Origin of the sequence: Janthinobacterium sp. SUN176 (assembly GCF_030587335.1) — a bacterium.
Taxonomy (GTDB): domain Bacteria; phylum Pseudomonadota; class Gammaproteobacteria; order Burkholderiales; family Burkholderiaceae_D; genus Janthinobacterium; species Janthinobacterium kumbetense.
On sequence record NZ_JAPWIA010000002.1, the window covers coordinates 437,752 to 460,037 of the forward strand.

General features: G+C 63.9%; 16 protein-coding genes and 3 tRNA genes. 15 read left to right on the forward strand and 4 right to left on the reverse strand.

Annotation, left to right across the window (positions count from 1 at the left end; translation table 11 throughout):
* The first annotated feature begins 26 nt into the window (after positions 1-26).
* The 7 genes from O3299_RS21255 to kefC all read left to right on the forward strand — a co-directional run bounded on the left by O3299_RS21255 (position 27) and on the right by kefC (position 11,296).
* Complete coding sequence (locus O3299_RS21255; RefSeq protein WP_099665778.1) at positions 27-1,523, forward strand: S41 family peptidase; 1,497 nt, start codon at positions 27-29, stop codon at positions 1,521-1,523.
* 163 nt (positions 1,524-1,686) lie between these two features.
* Positions 1,687-4,407 carry a TonB-dependent siderophore receptor gene (locus tag O3299_RS21260; protein WP_305063141.1) on the forward strand — a complete coding sequence of 907 codons (2,721 nt, stop codon included), beginning with the start codon at positions 1,687-1,689 and terminating at the stop codon, positions 4,405-4,407.
* A 125-nt stretch (positions 4,408-4,532) separates the two neighbouring features.
* Entirely contained in the window at positions 4,533-6,353 is a 1,821-nt protein-coding gene (locus O3299_RS21265; protein ID WP_305063142.1) for a M14 family metallopeptidase, read from the forward strand.
* A gap of 61 nt (positions 6,354-6,414) precedes the next feature.
* A complete protein-coding gene (locus tag O3299_RS21270) occupies positions 6,415-7,578 on the forward strand; it encodes an ankyrin repeat domain-containing protein (protein ID WP_305063143.1) in 1,164 nt (387 codons plus the stop codon).
* Between the two features lie 99 nt (positions 7,579-7,677).
* On the forward strand, positions 7,678-8,823 hold the full coding sequence (locus tag O3299_RS21275; protein WP_305063144.1) for a glycosyltransferase: 1,146 nt from the start codon (positions 7,678-7,680) through the stop codon (positions 8,821-8,823).
* Between the two features lie 13 nt (positions 8,824-8,836).
* The gene (locus O3299_RS21280; RefSeq protein WP_251349430.1) at positions 8,837-9,406 is read left to right on the forward strand and encodes a dual specificity protein phosphatase family protein; all 570 of its coding nucleotides are present in this window, start codon (positions 8,837-8,839) and stop codon (positions 9,404-9,406) included.
* A 63-nt stretch (positions 9,407-9,469) separates the two neighbouring features.
* On the forward strand, positions 9,470-11,296 hold the full coding sequence (gene kefC / locus O3299_RS21285) for a glutathione-regulated potassium-efflux system protein KefC (protein WP_305063145.1): 1,827 nt from the start codon (positions 9,470-9,472) through the stop codon (positions 11,294-11,296).
* A gap of 43 nt (positions 11,297-11,339) precedes the next feature.
* On the opposite strand, the gene pepF is transcribed toward kefC, so the two are convergent.
* The 4 genes from pepF to O3299_RS21305 all read right to left on the reverse strand — a co-directional run bounded on the left by pepF (position 11,340) and on the right by O3299_RS21305 (position 15,611).
* The gene (pepF, locus tag O3299_RS21290) at positions 11,340-13,223 is read right to left on the reverse strand and encodes an oligoendopeptidase F (protein ID WP_305063146.1); all 1,884 of its coding nucleotides are present in this window, start codon (positions 13,221-13,223) and stop codon (positions 11,340-11,342) included.
* Between the two features lie 179 nt (positions 13,224-13,402).
* On the reverse strand, positions 13,403-14,338 hold the full coding sequence (ttcA, locus tag O3299_RS21295) for a tRNA 2-thiocytidine(32) synthetase TtcA (protein WP_305063152.1): 936 nt from the start codon (positions 14,336-14,338) through the stop codon (positions 13,403-13,405).
* A 32-nt stretch (positions 14,339-14,370) separates the two neighbouring features.
* Positions 14,371-14,769, reverse strand: coding sequence for a dihydroneopterin aldolase (locus O3299_RS21300; protein ID WP_046682033.1), 399 nt, complete (start codon positions 14,767-14,769; stop codon positions 14,371-14,373).
* 53 nt (positions 14,770-14,822) lie between these two features.
* On the reverse strand, positions 14,823-15,611 hold the full coding sequence (locus tag O3299_RS21305; RefSeq protein ID WP_305063147.1) for an SDR family oxidoreductase: 789 nt from the start codon (positions 15,609-15,611) through the stop codon (positions 14,823-14,825).
* 74 nt (positions 15,612-15,685) lie between these two features.
* Here O3299_RS21305 and O3299_RS21310 point away from each other — a divergent pair, with 74 nt between their 5' ends.
* From O3299_RS21310 to O3299_RS21345, 8 genes are all read left to right on the forward strand, one after another.
* Entirely contained in the window at positions 15,686-16,837 is a 1,152-nt protein-coding gene (locus O3299_RS21310) for a class I SAM-dependent methyltransferase (protein ID WP_305063148.1), read from the forward strand.
* A gap of 149 nt (positions 16,838-16,986) precedes the next feature.
* Positions 16,987-18,078: a J domain-containing protein gene (locus tag O3299_RS21315; protein WP_305063149.1), complete on the forward strand. Its 1,092-nt coding sequence runs from the start codon at positions 16,987-16,989 to the stop codon at positions 18,076-18,078.
* Positions 18,079-18,141: 63 nt separating this feature from the next.
* The gene (locus O3299_RS21320; RefSeq protein WP_305063150.1) at positions 18,142-19,737 is read left to right on the forward strand and encodes a DUF3369 domain-containing protein; all 1,596 of its coding nucleotides are present in this window, start codon (positions 18,142-18,144) and stop codon (positions 19,735-19,737) included.
* Positions 19,738-19,870: 133 nt separating this feature from the next.
* A complete protein-coding gene (locus O3299_RS21325) occupies positions 19,871-21,517 on the forward strand; it encodes a tetratricopeptide repeat-containing response regulator (RefSeq protein ID WP_289918477.1) in 1,647 nt (548 codons plus the stop codon).
* A 222-nt stretch (positions 21,518-21,739) separates the two neighbouring features.
* Positions 21,740-21,824, forward strand: a tRNA-Tyr gene (locus O3299_RS21330).
* Positions 21,825-21,886: 62 nt separating this feature from the next.
* A tRNA-Gly gene (locus O3299_RS21335) sits at positions 21,887-21,960 on the forward strand.
* A gap of 43 nt (positions 21,961-22,003) precedes the next feature.
* Positions 22,004-22,078 (forward strand) — tRNA-Thr (locus O3299_RS21340).
* Positions 22,079-22,166: 88 nt separating this feature from the next.
* A partial coding sequence (locus O3299_RS21345; RefSeq protein ID WP_017452634.1) for a GTP-binding protein occupies positions 22,167-22,286 on the forward strand: 120 nt, incomplete at its 3' end.

Consider the following 22,286-nt stretch of genomic DNA (forward strand, 5'->3'; position numbering starts at 1 on the left):
GATAATTTCTTTTCGGAAAGTTCGTCATGTCTTCCCTGCGCTTTTCCGCCCTGGCGGTTCCTCTCGTATTGTTGTTGAGTGCCTGCGGCGGAGGTGGCGGCGGCAGCGATAGCGCGCCCGTCGTGCCGCCCGTGACGCCGGCGGGTCCGGCGGCGCTGGTCGCTTCGTCCACGGTCGAGAACCGCTGCGCGGCGCCGCGCGGCAGCAGCATCGACAAGCCGGGCACCTTGCTCGATGAACTGACGTGGGTGCGCAGCTGGATCGATGAAACGTATCTGTGGTACCGCGAAGTGCCGGCCACCTACCAGGCGCAAAGCTTCGCCACGCCCGTCGCGTACTTCGATGTGCTGAAAACGACGGCGATGACGGCATCCGGCAAGCCGAAGGACCAGTTTCATTTCACCTTGCCGACGACAGAATGGGAAGCTTCGCTCAACGGCGTGGAACTGGGCTACGGCATGCTGCTGGCGCTGACGCGTAGCACGCCGCCGCGCAAGGCGGTGATCTCGATCGTCGAGCCGGGCTCGCCGGCGGCACTGGCGGGCTTGCGGCGCGGTGACGTGCTGCAAACCGTCGATGGCGTCGATTTCGTCAATGCCCCCGACGCGGCCAGCGTGGCTATCCTCAACGCCGGCCTGTTCCCCAAGGCGCAAGGCGCGCACACGCTGGGATTGAGCCGTAACGGCGCGCCCCTGTCGGTGAGCCTGACGGCGGTGGACGTGAGCACCAGCGCCGTGCAGAACGAGCGCATCATCGACACGCCCACGGGCAAGGTGGGCTACCTGACCTTCAACACGCACAACAACGTGGCCGAACGCCAGCTGGTCGAGACCATGGCCCGCTTCCAGGCGGCCGGCATCAGCGACCTGGTGCTCGATGTGCGCTACAACGGCGGCGGTTACCTCGATGTCGCCAGCGAACTCGCCTACATGATCGCCGGTCCGCAAGTCACCACCGGCAAGACCTTCGAGCAGGTGCTCTTCAATGACAAGACGCGGCCGGAAGCGCCCGTGCCATTCCATGCGCAAAGCCAGGGCTTTCCCGCGCAGAATCCCTTGCCCAAGGGCACGCCGCTGCCCTCGCTGGGGCTCAAGCGGGTGACCTTATTGACAACGGGCAACACCTGCTCGGCCAGCGAAGCGATCATCAACGGCTTGCGCGGCGTGGACGTGCAAGTCAACCTGATCGGCGGCACGACATGTGGCAAGCCCTACGGTTTCTATCCCGCGCCGAATTGCGGCACCACGTATTTCGCCGTGCAATTCCAGGGCGTCAACGCCAAGGGCTTTGGCGACTTTGCCGATGGCATGGCGCCGACCTGCGACGTGGCGGACGATTACCAGCATGCGCTGGGCGACGCGGCGGAAGGCATGCTGGCGGCGGCGCTGCGCTACCGCAGCAGCGGCAGCTGCACGCCGGCCATGGGGGCCACCAGGCTGTTGAGTTCGATGGAGAGTCCGGCCGACGCGGCCACGCGCCTGTTGCGGCCCTCCTACAAGGAAATTGCCATCAGGCGCCGTTAACACGCATGTTCCTGCCATGAGCTAGCGAGGACGCCTGGCGTTTTCCTGCTCATGAATATTTCTATATAACAATTTTGATATATAGAAAGATGAATCCATTCGTTCTGGAATGACTGACATTTTGCTATCTTGCCGCTTTTCTCCCACCTTGAGAAGCGCAACGATGTCGAAACAGTTCAAGTTAACACCGCTCAGCCTTGGCGTACTGGCCATCCTGGGCGGCACCGCATGGCAGGCGCACGCGCAAACGCAAGCGCCCGCAGCGGATCAGCAGGCGGCGGCCACCCCGCCAGCCGTCGTGGTCACCGGTTCGCGCATTCCCCGCGCCAGCCTGGAAGGCCCGTCTTCCGTCACCATCCTGACCGGCGACGAAATCACCAAGCAGGGCTACAAGAACGTCTTCGACGCGCTGACCAGCCAGGTGCAGAACAGCGGCTTTACGCAGGGCGAGGATTACGGCAATACCTTCACGCCGTCGGCCAATACCATCAGCCTGCGCGGCCTGGGCCCGAACCATACCTTGATCCTGCTGAACGGCCGCCGCCTGGCCGACTTCCCCATCGCCTATGACGGCGCCGTCAACTTCACCAACCTGGCGAACATCCCGTCGAGCATTGTCGACCGCATCGAAATCCTCAACGGCGGCGCCTCGGCCATCTATGGCTCGGACGCGATCGCCGGCGTGGTCAACGTGATCCTGAAAAAACAGACGGACGGCTTCGATATCAACGTCAAGCTGGGCGGCACCTCGCGCGGCGGCGCCGGCAACCAGCGTGTGCAGCTGACGGGCGGCGGCAATTTCGACAAGCTGCATACCCTGTTTAGCGTGGAACTGAGCCAGCGCGACCCGCTGTGGAGCATGGACCGCGACTTCATGACCAGCCGCTCCGGCGTGCCGACGACGATCGCCGCGCGCCGCACCCTGGTGAAAGGCAAGGCCGGCAACTATGTCGACCTGGGCGACACCTGCGGTCAGTTCGGCGACATGTTCGGCGGCAGCGTCAGCAAGTATACGGCGGCAAACGGCAGCTATTGCGCCAGCCCGAAAGCCCGCCCGACCTTCTGGACCACGCAGACGAAGAACCAGAGCCAGAACGTGTTCGGCAGCGCCAATTACGAGCTCGATGCCGACACCACCCTGTTTGCCGATGTCCTGATCGGCAAGAACAAGACCGTCAACAATACGCGCGGCCCGTCGTGGACCTCGGCTTCGCTGAACGGCAATTCCTTTCTGAACCAGAACAGCGGCGCCTACGAAGAGTGGACGCGCTTTATCTCGCCCGAGGAAATCGGCGGCGTGCAGCGCTACAACCGCAGCTGGGACGACCTGGCCACGGCCATCTCGCTGGGCGCCAAGGGCCGCATTCCGGGCAGCGCCTGGCAATATGAGGCGAACTACAACGCCTCGGTCTACACGAGCGAAGCCCACCGGCCGCAATTGCGCTCGAACATCGACAGCTTCTTCCTGGGACCGAAGCTGGGCACGGACGCGAATGGCGTGGCCATCTACGCCCCCGATCCCGCGCGCCTGTCGCAGCGCCTGACGCCGGCCGAATTCGACAGTATCAGCGGCTACAGCGACAGCAAGGACAAGGCCTGGACGAATACCCTGAGCCTGGCCACGAATGGCGACCTGTTCCAGCTGCCTGCCGGTACGGTGAAAATCGCCACGATTGCCGAAGCAAGCAAGCAGGGCTTCAGCAACGAACCCGACGCGCGCATCGACCAGGGCTATTTCAATGTCGCCACCGGTTCGGGCGTCACGGCCGGCACCCGTTCGCGCTATGCGCTGGGTGCGGAGTTGAATGTGCCGCTGCATGAAAAGCTGACCGCTACCGTCGCCGGCCGCTATGACCGCTACAGCTTTGCCGGCCGCAAGGAAGGCAAGTTCACCTACAACGGCGGGCTCGAATTGCGCCCGGCGCCGGAGCTGCTGTTCCGCGCCAACTATGCCACCAGCTTCCGCGCGCCGGACATGAATTACATCTACCAGGCACGCGGCAAAGGCTATTATTCGAGCACCACCGACTATTACCGTTGCGATGCTGCGGGCAAGGCCATCGACGGCTGCGAGTATGCCAATAAATCGCCGGGTGCCGATTACGTGCAGAACGGCAGCCGCGACCTGCAGTCGGAAAAGGGCAAGTCCTTCGGCGTGGGCGCCGTCTGGTCGCCGAGTTCCAATTTCGACGTTTCGGTCGATTACTGGAACATCAAGATCGACGACCTGGTGACGAATCTGGACGCCGACAAGCTGCTGCGCGACGAATCCGATTGCCGCCTCGGCAAGGCCGATATCGGCTCGCCGACCTGTATCGATACCCTGGGCCGCATCGAGCGCTACGCGGCCAATGCCTTGAACAAGGCGGGCGAGATCAAGACCATCACCGTCAACCCGATCAACGCGGCCAAGAAAAGCAGCAGCGGCATCGACGTCAGCCTGAAATACTTGCTGCGCACGACGGACTATGGCCGTTTCGCCTTCAAGGCCAACTACGCCCGGGTGCTGAGCAAGAAATCGCAGCAATTCGCCGGCGATGCAGAGACCGATGAAACCAAATCGATGACCAACATGGATTGGCCCGACAAGCTGAACCTGAGCGTCAACTGGGCTGCGGGCGACTGGTCGAACACCTTGCTGGTCAGCCGTTACGGCAAGCTGCCGAATGCCGCCGGCAAGGCTTACCTGACGCCGACGGCGCTGGCCAACATCAGCACCGTCTACCGCATCAACGACCGCGCCACCGTTTCGCTGATCGTCAACAACGTGTTCGACAAGATCAAGCGCGACGCCAGCAACGGCTGGCCGTACTACCCGATCGGCAACTACAGCCCGCAAGGCCGCCAGGGGTGGATCGAGTTCAACTACCATTTTGGCTCGTAATTCACGCTTGCCAGAACAAGGCCGGAGCAGCTGACGCTGTTCCGGCTTTTTTATTTTCCGGCGCGTTTTTATCCGACCGCCACTCTATAATTGCCCGCTTGTCCTCTCTCGATGGAGTTTGACCCATGCTACGCCACGCCCTGCTGTCCACCGCCCTGTTGACCGTGTTTGCCGCCAGCGCACACGCCGCTCCCGTCCTGACGACGGTGGCCGAGCGCTCGGGCTTTTTGAATACGGGCCGCTACGCGGAAGTGGAAGCTTTGTGCCGCCAGTTCCAGGCGCGCTATCCGAAGCAGGTGCGTTGTATCGAATTTGGCCGCACGCCGGAAAACCGCCCCATGCTGGCGCTGGCCATGACGAATACGGGCGCCCTGACGCCGGCCGAAGCGGCGCGCCGCAAGCTGCCCGTGCTGCTGGTGCAGGGCGGCATCCATGCGGGCGAAATCGATGGCAAGGATGCGGGCTTCCTGGCCCTGCGCGAAGTCCTGGAAGGCAAGGCTGCTCCCGGCGCGCTGGACAAGCAGGTGCTGCTGTTCGTCCCCGTCTTCAATGTCGATGGCCATGAGCGCTTCGGCCAGTGGAACCGTCCGAACCAGCGCGGTCCCGTGGAAATGGGCTGGCGCAGCACGGCGCAAAACTACAATCTGAACCGCGAATACATGAAGGCCGATACGCCCGAGATGCAGCACATGCTGGCGCTGGTCAATGCCTGGGATCCGCTGGCCTATGTCGACCTGCACGTGACGGACGGCGCGCAGTTCGAACCCGATATCTCGATCCAGGTCGAACCCGTGCATGCGGGCGATGCGGCCCTGCGCGTGGCGGGAACGGCGCTGCGCGACGGCGTGCTGGCCGACCTGGCAGAGCAGGGCTCGGACCCGAAACCATTCTATATTTCGTTTGCCGAGAACGACAATCCGCAATCGGGTTTTGTCGATTCGGCGCCGAATCCCCGCTTCTCGCATGGCTATTTCCAGCTGCGCAACCGCTTCGGCATGCTGGTGGAAACCCATTCGTGGAAGGATTATCCGACCCGCGTGCGCATTACCCGCAACACCATCGTCTCGCTGCTGTCGCAAGTGGCGCAGCATGGCGCGCAGTGGCGGCAAACGGCGCTCGAGGCGGACGTGCGCGCCGCGCTGCTGGCCGGTGCCACCTTGCCGCTCACCTACAAGACGACGGAGAAGAGCCGCATGATCGCGTTTCGCGGCTACGCCTACACGCGCACGCCGTCCGAAGTGTCGGGCGCGCTGATGACGCGCTACGATGAAACCACGCCGCAGATCTGGAACGTGCCCCTGCGCGACGAGATCGTGCCCGACCTGCAGCAGGCCGCGCCGCAGGCCGGCTATCTGGTGCCCGCCGCGCAGGCGCAGATGGTGGCGGCCAAGCTGCGCCAGCATGGCGTGTCGTACCAGGTACTGGCTGGCGCGCCGGGCAAGCTGCCGGTCGAAACATTCCGCGCCACGCAGGTGAAATTCGGCGCGCAGTCGTTCGAGGGACGCCAGACGGCGGCCGTGCAGGGCGAGTGGCAGAAAGAGGCGCGCGTGGTCGGTGCGGGCGCGCTGTACGTGCCCGTCAACCAGGCCAAGGCGCGCCTGGTCGTGGCCCTGCTCGAACCGCGCGCGCCCGATTCCCTGCTGGCCTGGGGCAGTTTCAATACGGCCTTCGAGCGCAAGGAGTACATGGAAGAATACGTGGCCGAAGACGTGGCGCGCGCGCAGCTGGCGGCCGACCCGGCGCTGGCAGCGCAGTTCCAGCAGAAGCTGGCCAGCGATCCCGCATTTGCCAAGAGCCCGGCCGCGCGCCTGGAATTCTTCGCCCGCCGCCACGCATCCTGGGATGAGCGCCTGAACCTGTATCCGGTGCTGCGCACGGATGTCGCGCCGGCCGGCCTGGCATTGCCGCCGACGCGCACACCGAAGTTGTCAAATCGCACGGATTAATCGGAAGAAAATGCTATTCTCCGCTCGATGATGGCGCCGCCACCACGAGCAGAGAACATGCATGGTCAACAAGACACTCTACAACCAGCACCGCGAGACGTTTTTTCGCCTCTGCGACGCCGTCGGCGAAAATCAGGTGGAACAGGTGCGCAGCCTGCTCGAGGCCACGCCGCTGCTGTTGACCTTGCGCCGCTACAACATGGATGACGGCGAATCGCTGCTGCATCTGGCCGCGGCCGGCGGCAGCCGCGACGTCTGCGTCCTGCTCGTGTCGCTGGGCCTGGACATCGACCTGCCCTTGCCCGGCTACCGCAACCATACGCCGCTGGACGCGGCGGCAAGCCATGGCCATCTGGATACCTGCCGCTGGCTGCTCGGGCAGGGTGCTGCCGTCGACGGCTTGCCGGACAATATACTGTCGCCGCTGGCCAGCGCCTGCGTGGGCGGCCACGAGGAGGTGGTGGCATTGCTGCTGCAGTCGGGCGCCAATCCGAACCGCCTGCATACGCGCTGGAACCAGGCGCCGGTCGATATCGCCACCGGCTGGGGTTTTCCCGCGATCGCCCAATTGCTCGCTGCCGCCGGCGGCGTCAGCATACTCGATGTGCCGCAGCAAGCGGCCGCATCGCCGCAGCAAGCGGCCGCATCGCCGCAGGAATCGATCCGCACCTTCATGCACAACAGCGCCGGCTGGGTGCTGCCGGCCGTGTTCAGCCCGGACAGCGGCGATGCGCGCTTTTCGCTTGGGATCAGCTGCATCGGCGGCAAGAGCGATTTCAAGCTGCTGTTTACGGCCGGCCTGTTCCAGCAATCCCCGATGACCGAACTGGCCATCTGCCTGCCTGGCCGCTGGCCGCTGACCGTGCACGGCTTTGCGGAGCACAGCCCCTGGCGCTTTCCGGTGGCGCTGCTGGCACGCCTGGGGCGGCGCACGCTCGACCGGGCCAGCCTGGCGGCGGGCAAGCTGCTGCTGCGCGACGATCCGCACCTGGCGGACCTGGCCTGGCCGGACGGCGTCGACGCGCTGCTGGCCATCGACAAGCGCTGGAATCCGGAGCCGGAGGAGGACATTGCCGACGATGACAAGGTCACCATCTATCTGCTGGTGCCGGTGAAATTCACGAAAAAAGGCGCGCCTGACGCCAGCGCCTTGCCGGCCTTGATCGAACGCAAGCTCAAAGGCAGCTGGAAAGTGTCGGCCTTGCCCGTCCCGGTCATTGGCTAGCGCGCGCGTGGCCAGATCAAACCGGCCAGCTTGCAGCGATGTTATCCTGCTAATGCATCTTCCGCGTCCGCGCGCAACCTGTTCACGCATCGGCTTTTCATGACACAAAAAATTCTTCTCCTGAGCGTCTCGGCCGGCGCCGGCCACATGCGCGCGGCGCAAGCCATCGAGGCGTATGCGTCGCGCGATGGCGGCGCAGGCCCTGCGGCGCTGGCCCTGCATCTCGACGTGATGGACTTCGTCACGCCTGCATTTCGCAAGCTGTACACGGATTTGTATATCAAGCTGGTCAACAAGGCCCCCGCGCTGTGGGGCTATTTGTATCACGCCACCCACGATGCGCCGCGCGACGGCTCGATGCAGCGCCTGCGCCGCGCCGTCGAGCGCCTCAACACGCGCGCGCTGATGGCGCGGATCGCCGCTTTTCAGCCCGACGCCATCATTTGCACGTATTTTCTGCCGGCCGAATTGCTGTCGCGCGCATTGCGCCAGCAGCAGCTGGCTTGCCCCGTGTGGGTGCAGGTCACGGATTTCGACTTGCACCGCATGTGGGTGCACGAGCAGATGCAGGGCTATTTCGCCGCCACCGACGAAGTGGCGTTTCGCATGCGCCACGAAGGCATCCCCGCCGGGCGCATCCACGTGACGGGCATCCCCATCATGCCCGCATTCGCGCAGGCGCCCGACCGCGTGTCGTGCGCGCAGGCGTTTGGCCTCGACCCGCGGCGCACGACGATCCTGCTGATGGGCGGCGGGGCGGGACTGGGCAGCCTTGAAACGGTCGCCGCGCGCCTGCTGGCGCTGCCGGGTGACTTCCAGCTGATCGTGCTGGCGGGGAAAAACACCGTCGCGCTGGCGGCGCTGCAGGCATTGGCCGGCCAGTATCCGGGCCGCTTGCTGGCGCAAGGCTTTACCAGCGAAGTCGAGCGCCTGATGGCGTGCGCCGACCTGGTGATCACCAAGCCGGGCGGGCTGACCACCTCGGAATGCCTGGCGCTGGGCTTGCCCATGATCGTCAACTCGCCGATTCCCGGCCAGGAAGAGCGCAATGCCGACTATCTGCTGGAGCAGGGCGTGGCCCTGAAGGCATTCGATGCCGTCACCCTGGAATACCGGGTGCGCCTGTTGCTCGAGCATCCCGAGCAGTTGCAATCGATGCGCGCAAAGGCGCTGGCCCTGGGCCGCCCGCGCGCCGCCCTGGACGTGCTGGCGCAGGTGCTGCGCGCCGGCGCCGTTCTTCAATAACCAGGAAACCATGATGCTGCATGTCGTACTGTTGACCCTCGCCCTGGGGCTGGCCGCCGCGCCGGCCGGGGCGCAACCATCGCCGCCACGCCATCCGGACTGGGCCACGCCGCTGCCGCAGGTGTCGAACCTGCACCAGGTCACGCCCGTCCTGTACCGCAGCGCCAGGCTGGATAGCGCCGACGTGGCCCAGCTGCAGGCGCTGGGCGTGAAGACGGTGATCAGCCTGCGCTCCTTCCACTCCGATACGCAGGTGCTGGAAGGCAGCGGCATCCGCGCCGTCCGCATCCCCATCAATACCTGGGCCATCCGCGACCGCCATGTGATCGACACCATGCGTGCCATCCGTGCCGCCGGACAGCAGGGTCCCGTGCTGCTGCATTGCCTGCACGGCGCCGACCGCACGGGCATGATGGCCGCCATGTACCGCATGCTGTACCAGGGCTGGCCGCGCGAAAAGGCGATCGACGAGCTGAAAAATGGCGGCTACGGCTACCACGCCGTGTGGAAGAATATCGAAAGCTACCTCCAGCGCGTGAATGTCGACGAACTGCGCGCGCGCATCGATGCGCCGCAACCCTGATACCCCGCTGGCGCGCCACTTCAGGCATGATTGCGATTCCAGTCACGTTTTTCCGGAATCCGCATGGAACACCACAGCTTTCTCATCAACATACTGTTTTACCTGGTCGCGGCCATCATCATGGTGCCGCTGGCCAAGCGCCTGGGCATGGGCGCCGTGCTGGGTTACCTGGTGGCCGGCGTCGTCATCGGTCCCTGGGGCCTGGGCCTGATCAAGAATGTCGAGGTGATCCTCAGCTTTTCCGAATTCGGCGTGGTGCTGCTGCTGTTTTTAATTGGCCTGGAGCTGGAGCCGAAGCGCTTGTGGCTGCTGCGCCGCCCGATTTTCGGCTGGGGCGGGGCGCAGGTGGGCGTCGTCAGCGCGGGCTTGTGCGCCGTGGCCATGGCCTTTGGCGTGGACTGGCGCACGGCGCTGGTCGGCGCGCTGGGCCTGTCGCTGTCGTCGACGGCCATCGTGCTGGCCACCCTGGGCGAACGCAAGCTGATGAGCACCCCGGCCGGTTCTGCCGGCTTTTCCATTTTGCTGTTCCAAGATATCGCCGCCATTCCCATGATCGCGCTGGTGCCGCTCTTGGGCGGGCTGGTCACGCACAGCGGCGAACCGGGCTGGCTGCGCGTGGCCAAGCTGGCCGCCGTGCTGGCGGCGCTGGTGATCGGCGGGCGTTTTCTGGTGAACCCCATCCTGCGCTTCATCGCCAGGACGGACTTGCGTGAAATCTTCACGGCCTTCGCCCTGCTGCTGGTGATCGCCATCTGCGTGCTGATGGAATCGGTGGGCCTGTCGATGGCGCTGGGCACCTTCATGGCGGGCGTGCTGCTGGCCGACTCCGAATACCGCCATGAACTCATTTCTGACCTGGAACCGTTCAAGGGACTGCTCCTGGGCCTATTCTTCATTGCCGTGGGCATGTCCGTCGATTTCGGCGTGCTGCGCGCGCAGCCCTTGCTGATCCTGGCCCTGGTGGCGGGCCTGCTGGCGGTGAAGATCGCCTTGCTGTATGTGCTGTCGAAGTTTGTCGACATTCCCCGCGGCCAGCAGCTGTTCTTTGCGCTGCTGCTGTCGCAGGGCGGCGAATTTGCCTTCGTCGTGTTTGCCGCCGCCGAGGCCGCGCACGTGTTTGCGCCGGAGACGGCCGCGCTGCTGGTCGTGGTGGTGACCCTGTCGATGGTGGCCACGCCCTTGCTGCTGCTGTTGCACGACAAATTCGTCGCGCCGCGCTTGCAAGGCGAGAAGAAACGCCGTCCCGACGACCATATCGAGGCGCAGGACAATCCCATCGTCATCGCCGGTTTCGGCCGCTTCGGCCAGATCATCGGCCGCCTGCTGGCAGCCAACAAGATCGGCGTGACGGTGCTCGATCACGACCCGGACCAGATCGACCTGCTGCGCAAGTTCGGCTTCAAGGTGTTTTATGGCGACGCCACGCGCGTGGACCTGCTGGTGGCGGCCGGCATCGAGAAGGCCAGGGCGCTGGTGATCGCCATCGACAATGTGGACGACAGCCTGGCCCTGGTCGACGCCGTGCGCCTGCGCCTGCCGGAACTGACGATTCTGGCGCGCGCGCGCAACGTCACGCATTACTATGAATTGATGAAGCGGGGCGTGACCCTGATCGAGCGCGAAACGTTCGCCGCGGCGCTGCTGCTGGGCGAGCAGACCTTGCAGCAGGTGGGCTTCAGCCCGGAGCGGGCGCAGCGCGCGGCCGGCATCTTTGGCCGGCATAACCTGAAAACCTTGCTGGAAGTGGCGCCGCACTTCCAGGACCAGCAAAAAGTCATGTCCCTCACGCGCCAGGCGCGCGAGGAACTGGAAGACATGTTCGAGAGCGATGCGGCGGCGTTTGCCTCGGAGCAAGCGGGAGAACCGGGGTCAGACCCTCAACACCGTTAACGCGAAGGCTTGTGCTAACAATCGAGGGGGTCTGACCCCAGCATTATTTCCCCCGCTTCGCTTCAATCGCCTCGATCTGGTCCATGATGCCGTTCATGCGCGCCGCCAGCGCCTGGTACGGTTTCGGCGAGGCCAGGTCGACGCCGGCCGCCTTCACCAGCTCATACGGATACGCGGAACCGCCGGAGCTGAGCATCTTCAGGTAGGCGGCCAGCGCGCCCGGCTCCTTGTCGAGGATGCGCTGCGCGAAATCCTGCGCTGCGGCGATCGAGGTGGCGTACTGGAACACATAGAAGCCGTGATAAAAATGCGGCACGTAGGCCCATTCCAGCGCGTAGGCGGGATCGATGGTCATGACGCCTTGCGCCTCGCCATGGTAGCGCTTGAGGATGCCGGCATAGATGGCCGTGATCTCTTCGCCCGTCAGCGCTTCTCCTTTATCCACCTTGCCGTGGATGGCCGCTTCGAATTCGGCGAACATGGCCTGGCGGAAGTAGGTGCCGCGCAGGTTTTCCAGCGCCGCGCCCAGGTACAGCAGGCGCTCGTCATCGTCCTTGGCCTGCTTCAGGCGCGCGTCGAGCAGCAGCGCCTCGTTCGTCGTCGAGGCGATTTCCGCGACAAAGATGCTGTACGGCGCATAGACCGATGGCTGTGCCTTGTTGGCCAGCACCGAGTGCATGGCGTGGCCCCATTCGTGCGTCAGGGTGCTGACGGCTTCGTAATTGTCCGTGTAGTTGAGCAGCACGAACGGGTGCACGTCGTACGCGTCGCCATTCATGTAGGCGCCCGCTACCTTGCGCGGGCGCGGGTATACGTCCATCCAGCGCGCGTCCACGGCGGCGGTGAGGGCCTTGACGTAGTCCGGGCCCAGCGGCGCGACGGAATCGAGCATCATCTGCTTGCCGTCGGCCAGCGGGAAGGTGTGGTCGCTTTTCAGCAGCGGCGCATAGATGTCGTAATACGCGAGGTCCTTGACGCCCAGCATGCGCGCGCGCAGCTTGAAGTAGCGGTGCAAGGTGGGCAGATTGGCGTTGGTTTGCGCGATCAGGGTCTGGTAGACGGCCGGCGGCAGATGGTCGGCGTCGAGCGCCGCGCTTTGCGAGTCGGCATAGCGGCGCACTTTCGCATACGCGGCGTCCGTCTTCAGCTGGCCGTACAGGGTTTCGCCGAACGTGCGTTCATATTCCTTCCACTTGCCGAAGAAGGCGTCGAACACCAGCTTGCGGTCGGCGCGCTGGTCGTCACCGCGGTATTTCGTGTACGCCGCCTGGTCGAGACGTATTTCCTTGCCGTCCGACAGTTTCACGGTCGGCCACGGGATTTCCGCATTGGCCAGGGTGCGGTAGACGCTGGCGGCCGAGCTTGTTGCGAGGCCGAACTGCGCCACCAGTTGTTCGCCAGCCGCGTCGAGCGTGTGCGGCGCGCTGCGCAGCATGTTGCTCAATTGAAAACGGTATAGTTGCAAACCCTTGTCTTTCGCCAGCATGGCATCGATGCGCCTGGCGCCCAGGGCGAGGATTTCCGGCTGCAGGAAGGTCGTCGCCTGGGAGAAGTCGTTGCCCAGCAGGGCGGCGCGCTGGTTCAGCTGGTTGCCCTTGCTGTCGCCCGTATCCTGGTCGTAATACTGCGCTGCATAGGTGGTGAGCGTGTTGACGCGCTTGCGCGCCTCGGCGTACAGGTCCAGGCAGCTTTTCAGGCGGGCCGGCGACGCTTTCAGCTGTCCCTTGCAGGCGCCCAGTTGCTGCAGCTGCACCGACAGCTTTTTCGCGTCGGCGTCGAAGGCGGCGTCGTCTTGATACAGCGCCGTCAGGTCCCAGCGGTCGGCTTGCCGGTCGCCTGGCGTTGGGACGGGCGCAGCGAAGGCGGTGGAGAGGCCGAGAGCGAGCAGGGAAAACAGCAGGGGGCGCTTGAGCGCGGATGGCGTCATGGTTCATTCCAGTGAGGTTGTCGGAAGAATGCGTGCTGACCGCCGTGCAGGGATGCGCGCGTGACGCACCGCGTACCGGCAGAGCTGACTACGGTACCTCAAATGGACGCGGGGGGAAAGAGGCGGAGGGAAGATACCGCGCGCCACCTGGACGGTGGCGGCGGAACAACAGGAGGTTTTTACAGCGGTTGCAGCGCGATGGTGCCGAACGTGGTCGGCGTCGAGCATGGCTCTTCGTCGAAGGCGATGTCGCCCATGGGGTTGGCCACGCCGTCCGCCTTCAAATCCTTGAAGCCGAACAGTTTCGGGTCCATCAGGTGGGACGGCGCCACGTTCGACAGGGCCGAGAAGATGCTTTCCACGCGGCCGGGGAATTTCTTGTCCCATTCGCGCATCAAGCCCTTGATCTGCTTGCGCTGCAGGTTTTCCTGCGAACCGCACAGGTCGCATGGAATGATGGGGAAGCCCTTGACTTCCGCATAGCGCTGCGTGTCTTCTTCCTTCACGTAAGCCATCGGGCGGATGACGATGTGCTTGCCGTCGTCCGACTGCAGCTTGGCCGGCATGCCTTTCAGTTTGCCGCCGAAGAACATATTCAGGAAGAATGTTTCCAAAATATCATCGCGGTGGTGGCCCAGGGCGATCTTGTTGGCGCCCAGCTCGTCGGCCACGCGGTACAGGATGCCGCGGCGCAGGCGCGAGCACAGCGAGCAAGTCGTCTTGCCTTCCGGGATCAGACGCTTGACGATGCTGTAGGTATCCTGGTTTTCGATGTGGAAGGCGACGCCCAGTTCCGTCAGGTAGGCGGGCAGGATTTCCGGCGGGAAGTTCGGCTGCTTCTGGTCCAGGTTGACGGCGACGATATCGAAGTGAATCGGCGCGCGTTCGCGCAAGGTCATCAAGATGTCCAGCAGCGCATAGCTATCCTTGCCGCCGGACAGGCAGACCATCACCTTGTCGCCGTCTTCGATCATGTTGAAGTCGCCGATGGCTTGTCCCACCAGACGGCACAAGCGCTTGTGCAGCTTGTTGTTTTCCAGGGCGACCTTTTCCGCCTTCTTGCGCGCCAGTTTCTGCGCTTCCACATTGGCCGGCACTTCCACGGCGGCCGTCATCGTTTCCAGTACGGCGGTGTCATTCATGTTGTTCATGCTTCATCCTTGATCTTGAATACTTCCACGCCCACGCCTTCGCAGTCGGGATACACATCCGGTTTCATGCTCGATACGCGCGCGGCGCGCACGCGCGGGTGGGCCAGCATGGCGGCCAGCACGTCGTCGACCAGGCTTTCCTGCAGCTGCACGTGGCCTTGCGCCATGCGTTTGGCGATGGTTTCGCGCATGAAGTCGTAGTCGACCACTTCTTCCAGCTGGTCATCCTTCGGCGTCGACAGGGCCAGGGGAATGTACAGGTCGACGTTGATGAGGACGCGCTGCTCGCCCTTTTTCTCGAAGTCGTAGACGCCGATGTTGATGAGGACTTCGTAATTGCGCAGGAACAGGCGGCGGCAATCGGCCAGGCGAGGGTGGGACAGGGCGGACGACATAGTTTTACCTTTTAGGGAATGCTGGAGTGCTGGTTGTTTGGTAGGGCTGCTGATTATTTGGTCAAAAACATGACGTCGCGCGGCAAGCCGATCAAATGCTGGCCGCCATCGACCAGCAGGGTCGTGCCCGTCAGCGCGCGCGCGCCGGCCACGTAGCAGACGCTGTCGGCCACATCCTCGGGCGTGCTGGAGCGTCCCAGCGGCGTGTTTTCATGCGCCTTGGCAAAGTTCGCTTCCGTCTGCTCGCCGGAGACCATGGTGATGCCGGGGGCAATGCCCACCACGCGCACTTTCGGCGCCAGCGCCTGGGCCAGCATGGTGGTCGCCGACAGCAGCGCCGCCTTGGACAGGGTGTACGACAAAAAATCAGGATTGAGATTGTACAGTTTTTGGTCTAGCAAGTTGATGACCACGGCTTGCCCGCCTGCCGGGGTGGCCTGGTACAGGGCTTGCGCCAGCAGGATGGGGGCGGCCAGGTTGGCGTGCATGTGGGCGTCGAGCGCGGCGACGGAAAAATCGCCCGCATTGTCGTATGCAAACAACGATGCGTTGTTGACGACGCATGTCACGGGGCCCAGCGCCGCCTGTGCCTGCGGCAACAGCTGGCGCACGGCCGCTTCCTGCGCCAGGTCGCAGGGGAACGCTTGCGCGCGGCGGCCCAGTGCGGTGATTTCCTTCACCAGGCTGAGCGCCTCGTCGCGCGAATCGCGGTAATGCACGGCGATATCCCAGCCGTCGCGCGCCAGGCCCAGCGCGATGGCGCGGCCGATGCGGCGCGCCGCGCCCGTGACGAGGGCGACGCGGGGAGTGCTGTCGAATGGCGTTGTCGTTGCTTCTGTCATGTCTTTGCTATGGTTGAGATATTCGGTGGACGCCACACTGGCGGCATGCGCCGCCGATTCGCTACAATGCGGGAATGTCTCTTCCCGCACCCGATAGCGACGCGCTGGCCGCGTCCCATGCCTTGCAGCACCAGATTGCCGCCGAAATCGCGCGCAATGACGGCGCCATTCCCTTTGTCCGCTTCATGGAGCTGGCGCTGTATGCGCCTGACCTCGGCTATTACAGCGGCGGCGCCGCCAAGCTGGGCAAAGATGGCGATTTTACAACCGCGCCGGAGATTTCGCCCCTGTTCGGCGCCACGCTGGCCCATGTGGCAGCCGCTATTATGGCGCAAACGGCCCCGCGCATCCTCGAATTCGGCGCCGGCACGGGCAAGCTGGCCTGCGACATCCTGACGGAAGCGGCGAATGCCGGCATCCATGTCGAACAGTATGCGATCGTCGAATTGTCCGGCGAATTGCGCGCGCGCCAGGAGCTGGCGCTGGCAGCCTTCCCGCAAGTGGTGTGGCTCGACGGATTTCCCGACAGTTTCGAGGGTGCCGTGTTCGGCAATGAAGTGCTGGACGCCATGCCCGTCAACCTGGTCAGCAAGACGCCCGCCGGCTGGTGCGAACTCGACGTCAGTATCGCCGACGGCCAATTCGTGTTTGTCGAACGGCCCGCTGGCGCCGACGTGGCCGCGCAGATCGCCGCCCAGGTGCCCGAGGCGGACGCCTTGCCGGTCGGCTATGTCACGGAAATTCACGGCGTCGCCTGCGGTTTCATGCGCTCGCTGGCGCGCATGCTGACCAATGGCAAGGGCGGCGCGGCCGTGCTGTTCGACTATGGTTTCCCTGCGCATGAGTATTACCTGGACTTGCGCGCCACGGGCACCCTGATGTGCCATTACCGCCATCACGCCCACGCGGAACCGTTTTATCTGCCCGGCTTGCAGGACATCACGGCCCACGTGGATTTTACGGCGATGGCGGTGGCGGCGCAGGAGGCGGGCCTCGATGTGCTCGCCTACATGAACCAGGCGTCCTTCCTGCTGGGCGCGGGTCTCGGCGACTTGCTGCTGCGCACCGATCCGGAGCAGGTCAAGACCTATTTGCCGCAGGCGAGCGCCGTGCAAAAACTGGTGTCGCCCGCCGAGATGGGGGAATTGTTCAAGGTGCTGGTAGTGGGGCACCGCGTGGAGTTGCCGGAAGTGCTGTTGTCCAGCGACCGCAGTCACCGCTTGTAAGCGCCTGCAATATCAAGGCAGGGCAGTATCGCCCTGCAATTTCCTGTCCGCCGGTGGTTATTATCTTGTCATATCGTATATGATGACCGACACAGCACGGTTCCATCCTGCAAGAACCCGTCGCCGCGCACCGATTTCAAGATAGAACGATGGGAAAGATACATACACACTATGACAACCTGAAGGTGGCGCGCCTGGCGCCGCAGGAAGTCATACGTGCCGCGTACAAAGCCCTCAGCCAGAAATACCACCCGGACAAGAATCCCGGCGACGAAAAGGCCGCCCGCATCATGGCGATCCTCAACAGCGCCTATGGCACCTTGTCCGATCCACAACGCCGCAAGGAACACGACGAGTGGATCGCCGCCGAGGAGTGGGAAATCGAATGGCTGGAAAGCACCCACCAGGAAGAAGGCAAGAGCCGCGATGGCCGCGCGAAAGGCCATGCCCAGCCGCATGAACACGCCTGGGCGCAGGATGTGCCGCCGCCGAAGGGCAAGCCGCGGCGCGGCCTGCAACCCGTCTGGCGCAACTGGCGCTGGTGGCTGAGTTTGTTTATCTGCCTGTTGCTGGGCTGGCTGGCCGCCTTGCTGATGCTCGACACGTCGCAGCCCGTGCCTGCCGCGCTGGCGTCGGCCTGGAGCGGCCTGGCCCGCGACGGCGCCAAGCCCCATGCGGAAGCGGCCACGCCGGCGGCTGGTGCCGCGTCGTCGTCGAAAGGCGAGGCGGTGGCAGTCGACAGCTGGGCCGTGGGCAAGCCGTATGCGCCCGAGCCGCCGCAAGCGAAGACGCCGGAGATCCGCGTGCTGGCCGTGTCCCAGCTGAGTTTGAAAGGCATCCAGCCCGCCTGCGATGGGGCAGGCAAGGCCGAGTCCCCATCGCTGGTGGCGCCGAATGGCGAACCCTGGCCGGCCCATTCCGGCTATGTCGATGGATTCCCGATCGGTAACAAGGGCGATGAGCTGGCCGTGAGCATCGACAACAGCGGCAATGCGGCGCCCGTGTTCGTCAAGCTGTTTGACACGGAGCGGCGCTCGAACGTGCGCTACCTGTACATCCTCGCGTACGACAAGCTGCTGGTGGAGCAGCTCAGCGCGGGCAAGTATGAAGTGCGCTACCAGGCCGTCGGGCCGGGCCAGGATAGTTGTGGCGGCGCCACGCGCAGCGGTGCCTCGGCGCCGGCGTCGTCGCCGTCCGCCAGCGAAGGCGGTACGCAGAATCCTGTTGTAAGCAGCATCTAATCTGATTATGCTTGATATGCGTCAACGCAGCGTCCACATCGAACTTATCCATTAGGAGTATTCATGACCGACCTCAAGGCCGATGCAGATGATAACTGGCTGCTCGACGAAGATGAGCCGGTGGCCAGTCCTGCCGGGCTGGCCGCGCCCGACCAGCGCCTGTGGCGTGTCCTGATCGTCGATGATGACGTCGACGTGCATGCGGTCACGCGGCTGGCGCTGCGCAATGTCAGTTTCAAGGGCCGCGAACTGGAACTGTTTTCCGCCTACAGCGGCCGCGAGGCGTACGAGATCCTGCGCGACACGCCCGATATCGCGCTGGTGCTGCTCGACGTGGTGATGGAAACGGATGACGCCGGCCTGATCCTCGCCAAGCGCATCCGCGCCGACCTGAACAACTCCATCGTGCGCGTCGTGCTGCGCACGGGCCAGCCGGGCCAGGCGCCCGAGCAGCGCGTCATCATCGAATACGACATCAACGATTACAAGGCCAAGACGGAACTGACGACGCAAAAGTTGTTTACCACCGTCATCTCGGCCCTGCGGGCCTACGAGAGCCTGATGATGCTCGAACGCAGCCGCATCGGTCTGGGCAAGATCCTCGCCGGCGCCACCAATCTGTATCAGATCCATTCCCTGCGCGAATTCGCTTCCGGCGTGCTGAACCAGGTCAGCGCCATCCTCGACGTGGGCGCCGACGGCGTGCTGTGCCTGATGCAGGGCGGCGCCGGACGGCCCGAGGTGGTGGCCGCCACTGGCACGTATGCCGTGCTGGCCGAGTCCGAAGCGATGCCGGCCGACCATGCCCTCACGTCCACCATCGACAAGGCGTTTGCGGAAAAGCGCAGCCAGTTCGAGCATCCGGCCAATGTGCTGTTCATCCATACGGAAGGCAACCGCGAGCTGGCCATTTCCGTCACGCCGCCGTGGCCGCTGGCGCAGATCCAGCGCGACTTGCTGGAAGTGTTTTGCCAGCGTATCGCCGCCGCCTTCGACAACCTGTACATGTTCGGCCAGTTGCGCAAGGCGCAGGAAGCGACCGTGGTGGCGCTGGCCGACCTGGCCGAGTTCCGCGACAGCGACACGGGCGGCCACGTGCGGCGGGTGCAGTTGTTGTCCGACGCTATCGCCCGGCGCATGCAGCAGCGCGGCGTGTATGCCGACGAGCTGACCCCGCAGCTGCTCGACATGATCGGCCTGGCCAGCATCCTGCACGACGTGGGCAAGGTGGCCACGCCGGACGCCGTGCTGCTCAAGCCCGGCAAGCATACGGACGAGGAGCGGGCGCAGATGCAGCTGCACGCCAGCGTCGGGCGCACCATCCTCGAGCGGGCCGCCAACATGGTCGACGGCGTCAGCTACCTCACGTATGGCGCGCAGATCGCCGGCGGCCACCACGAACACTTCGATGGCGCCGGTTATCCGAATGGCTTGAAAGGGCGCGACATTCCCGTGGCCGCGCGCATCGTTGCCGTGGTCGACGTCTTCGATGCCTTGCTGCACGAGCGGCCTTACAAGGAACCGTGGCCGTATCCGCAGGTGCGCGAATACATCGAACAGCGCAGCGGCAGCCAGTTCGATCCGGAAGTAGTGACGGCGCTGCTGGAACTGATCGACCATGAGCCGCAACTGTGGCATCCGGAGCGCGCCGTCGCTTGAGCAGCAACGTCGTCGGCATTTTTCGGCACGCCGCCATTCCCTTGCGCGCGGCGCCGTCATATACTCGGCAGCCTCATGCTGGCTGGCGCCACGCACCAGTGTGGCGCGCCGCGGAGTTTTCGGACATCACGACATGAAAGAACTCAAGGGCCTTAGCGCACTGATCATCGAGCCGCATCCGGGCATGCGCGCCAGCCTGCACAATATGCTCAACCTGTGCGGCCTGGCGAAGATCGATGACGCGGCCAGCTCGGGCCAGGCGATTCGCATGCTGGGCAGCAAATCGTATGATTTGATCCTGTGCGAATACGATCTCGATGGCGGGCAGGATGGCCAGCAGATGCTGGAAGACTTGCGCCACCACAAATTGATGCACGCATCGACCATGTTTTTCATGGTCACGGGCGAAGGCAGCTTCGCCAAGGTGGTCAGCGCCGTCGAGCTGTTGCCCACCGATTACATTCTGAAACCTTTCACCGCTGACAACATGCTCGAGCGCATCGGCCGCGCGCTGGACAAGCGCAATGCCTTCGTGCCCGTGTACGAGCTGATCGACGTGGGCAACGAGCGCGCGGCGATTGCCGCCTGCGCGGAGGGCGCCAGCCTGTATCCCCGCTACGCCACCGATTTCCTGCGCTTGCGCGCGGAATTGCATTTGCTGCTGGGCGAAGCGGCCGACGCCGAGCCGATCTACGCGGGCCTGTATGCAGCCAAGTCCATCGGCTGGGCGCGCCTGGGGCAGGCCAAGACGCAGTTCCTGCTGGGCGAGTACGAAGCGGCGCAAGGCACCCTGGAGGGATTGCTGGAAAACAACAAGCGTTTTCTCGACGCATATGACTGGCTGGCGCGCACGCATCTGGCCCAAGGCAAGCCGGAACTGGCGCAGGCCGCCCTGAGCGAAGCGGTGGCCCTGTCGCCGCACGCCGTGCGCCGCTTGCGCCGTCTGGGCGAGGCGGCCCTGGCGGCCGACGATATCGAGATGGCGGAAAAATCCCTGAAGCTGGTCGTCAGCAAGGCCAAGTATTCGGAATTCCGCGATCCGGAAGACCATGTGCGCCTGGTGCAGACGCTGGTGCGCAAGGGCGACCCGCTGCAGGTGGGCGCCGTGATCCGCGACCTCGACAAGTCGATGGGCGGGCAAAAGAATGCGGAGCTGTGCAGTGCGCTGTGCAGCGCCATGCTGCATGCGCATACGGGCAACGAGGAGCGCCTGCAGCAATCGCTCGACGCGGCGTTGGCCGCCAACCGCCACAGCGTGGGCGGTTCGAACATGCTGAAAACCGAACTGGCGCGCCACTGCCTGGCGCATGGGCGCGAAGACGGCGCCGCCGAGGTGATGCGCGAAGTGATGCGCAACGCACCCGACAGCGCGGCCATGACGCGCGCCATGGCCGTGTTCGAGCATGCCGGGCGCGAAGAGCTGGCCAAGGCGCTGGCACGGCAAAGCCGCCAGGAAGTGGCCGACATGGTGGCGGCCGGCGCCGCCAGGGCGGGCGAGGGCGATTTCCGCGGCGCCGTCGATCTGATGGGCGAAGCCGTCACGCGCCTGCCCGATAATCCGCAAGTGGTGTTCAATGCGGCCGTGGCCGTGCTGAAGTGCCTGGAACACGAAGGCTGGGATGAGCGCATGGGGCAGCAGGCGCTGACGTTTATCGCCGGCGTGCGCCGCCTGGACCCGCGCAACCCCAAATTGCCCGTGCTGTCGGGCTTGCATCAGCAGTTGTTGCGTAAATATAAGCCTCTCGGCAACTCCTGGATGCATCCGTCTGACGCCCGGTAAAAGGGAAAAATGACGGGAAAATGCGGTTTCCCGGCAGGGGGGATAAAAAAAATCCAAAAAAAGCAGACTTTTTCGCGCCAACCCTTGCACATTCTCAAATCGGGAGCTTATAATCACGCCCCGAAGCAGCCAACTTCTTCTTTATAAGCAAATGCAGCAGTCAGGCATCAGTAAATAAGGTTGACAGTTGTGAGTAGATGCTTCATACTCTGCGGTTCCCGCGGAGGGGTGGCCGAGTGGTTAAAGGCGACAGACTGTAAATCTGTTCTCTATGAGTACGCTGGTTCGAATCCAGCCCCCTCCACCAAGTTTTTGCAAGGAAAACTGGGTAGTAGCAAAAGTAAGTGAAGATAAAGTGAACGATACCTCGCGGGTGTAGCTCAATGGTAGAGCAGAAGCCTTCCAAGCTTACGACGAGGGTTCGATTCCCTTCACCCGCTCCAGTTTCCGTTCAGATGCTTGATGCATCGCATGCAACAAATTACAGCCCTTGTAGCTCAGTGGTAGAGCACTCCCTTGGTAAGGGAGAGGCCACGTGTTCGATCCACGTCAAGGGCACCAGAATTCGCAGCAGGCAGCACAGAAGCAATTCAAACCAGACCGTCGGGCGTGTGCCTGAGCAATCTAATCAAATCATTAGGAGTTCAAAATGGCAAAAGGTAAATTCGAACGGACCAAGCCGCACGTCAACGTCGGCACCATCGGCCACGTCGACCACGGTAAAACCACGCTGACCGCTGCAATCGCAACGGTTCTGTCGAAGAAATTC

Excerpts from the sequence above, each read along its gene's own strand:
- O3299_RS21255 (WP_099665778.1), top strand. The coding sequence starts at position 27 with ATGTCTTCCCTGCGCTTTTCCGCCCTGGCGGTTCCTCTCGTATTGTTG.
- O3299_RS21260 (WP_305063141.1), top strand. The coding sequence starts at position 1,687 with ATGTCGAAACAGTTCAAGTTAACACCGCTCAGCCTTGGCGTACTGGCC.
- O3299_RS21265 (WP_305063142.1), top strand. The coding sequence starts at position 4,533 with ATGCTACGCCACGCCCTGCTGTCCACCGCCCTGTTGACCGTGTTTGCC.
- O3299_RS21270 (WP_305063143.1), top strand. The coding sequence starts at position 6,415 with ATGGTCAACAAGACACTCTACAACCAGCACCGCGAGACGTTTTTTCGC.
- O3299_RS21275 (WP_305063144.1), top strand. The coding sequence starts at position 7,678 with ATGACACAAAAAATTCTTCTCCTGAGCGTCTCGGCCGGCGCCGGCCAC.
- O3299_RS21280 (WP_251349430.1), top strand. The coding sequence starts at position 8,837 with ATGCTGCATGTCGTACTGTTGACCCTCGCCCTGGGGCTGGCCGCCGCG.
- kefC (WP_305063145.1), top strand. The coding sequence starts at position 9,470 with ATGGAACACCACAGCTTTCTCATCAACATACTGTTTTACCTGGTCGCG.
- pepF (WP_305063146.1), bottom strand. The coding sequence starts at position 13,223 with ATGACGCCATCCGCGCTCAAGCGCCCCCTGCTGTTTTCCCTGCTCGCT.
- ttcA (WP_305063152.1), bottom strand. The coding sequence starts at position 14,338 with ATGACGGCCGCCGTGGAAGTGCCGGCCAATGTGGAAGCGCAGAAACTG.
- O3299_RS21300 (WP_046682033.1), bottom strand. The coding sequence starts at position 14,769 with ATGTCGTCCGCCCTGTCCCACCCTCGCCTGGCCGATTGCCGCCGCCTG.
- O3299_RS21305 (WP_305063147.1), bottom strand. The coding sequence starts at position 15,611 with ATGACAGAAGCAACGACAACGCCATTCGACAGCACTCCCCGCGTCGCC.
- O3299_RS21310 (WP_305063148.1), top strand. The coding sequence starts at position 15,686 with ATGTCTCTTCCCGCACCCGATAGCGACGCGCTGGCCGCGTCCCATGCC.
- O3299_RS21315 (WP_305063149.1), top strand. The coding sequence starts at position 16,987 with ATGGGAAAGATACATACACACTATGACAACCTGAAGGTGGCGCGCCTG.
- O3299_RS21320 (WP_305063150.1), top strand. The coding sequence starts at position 18,142 with ATGACCGACCTCAAGGCCGATGCAGATGATAACTGGCTGCTCGACGAA.
- O3299_RS21325 (WP_289918477.1), top strand. The coding sequence starts at position 19,871 with ATGAAAGAACTCAAGGGCCTTAGCGCACTGATCATCGAGCCGCATCCG.